Consider the following 718-nt stretch of genomic DNA (forward strand, 5'->3'; position numbering starts at 1 on the left):
GTTCCAGGTCTTCCAGCGAGGCGTCGTCGTCCGCGCCGCGGAAGTAGCCGCGCAGCAGGTGGTAGCGCGCATCGCGCGCTTCCTGCGCCAGGCGGATCACGCGCCGCATCGGCACGCCGACCAGGGCCAGTGCATGGCTGGCCAGCATCAGCGAGCCTTCGACCGTCTCCGGCACCACGGCGGTGGCCCCGGCGCGCTGCAGCTTGGCCAGCTCGTGGTCGTCCTGCGTGCGCACCACCACCGGCACCGTCGGCGCATGGGCCCGCACGGCGGCCAGCACCTTCAGGGCGCCTGGCACGTCCAGGTAGGTGATCGCCACCGCGCTTGCGCGGCCCAGGCCGGCGGCCATCAGCGCCTGCGGTCGCGCGGCGTCGCCGAAGACCACCGAGTCGCCCGCCGCAGCGGCCTGGCGCACGCGGTCGGGGTCCAGGTCCAGCGCCATGTAGGGAATGCCTTCGCGCTCCAGCATGCGGGCCAGGTTCTGGCCGCAACGGCCGTAGCCGCAGATGATCACGTGCTCGGCGGTGTCGATCATCTTGCGCTCCAGGCTGGTCACCTGCCGCGCCTGCTGCATCCAGTCGCTGGCCACCAGCTTGCGCACGCTGGCCTCGCTGTCCATCCCGATGAAGGGCGTGGCCCGCATCCACACGATCATCGAGGCCAGCACCCGGTCCCCCAGCCCAGGGGGCAGCCGTCCGCACCCCTTGGCCAGCGACCG

1 protein-coding gene is annotated in these 718 nt (G+C 72.7%); it reads right to left on the reverse strand.

The features are described from left to right. On the reverse strand, positions 1–718 hold a 718-nt coding region (locus NS331_RS24920; RefSeq protein ID WP_193758212.1), incomplete at both ends, for an NAD-binding protein.

The sequence above is a fragment of the Pseudacidovorax intermedius genome, from assembly GCF_001476815.1.
Lineage (GTDB): Bacteria > Pseudomonadota > Gammaproteobacteria > Burkholderiales > Burkholderiaceae_C > Xenophilus > Xenophilus intermedius_A.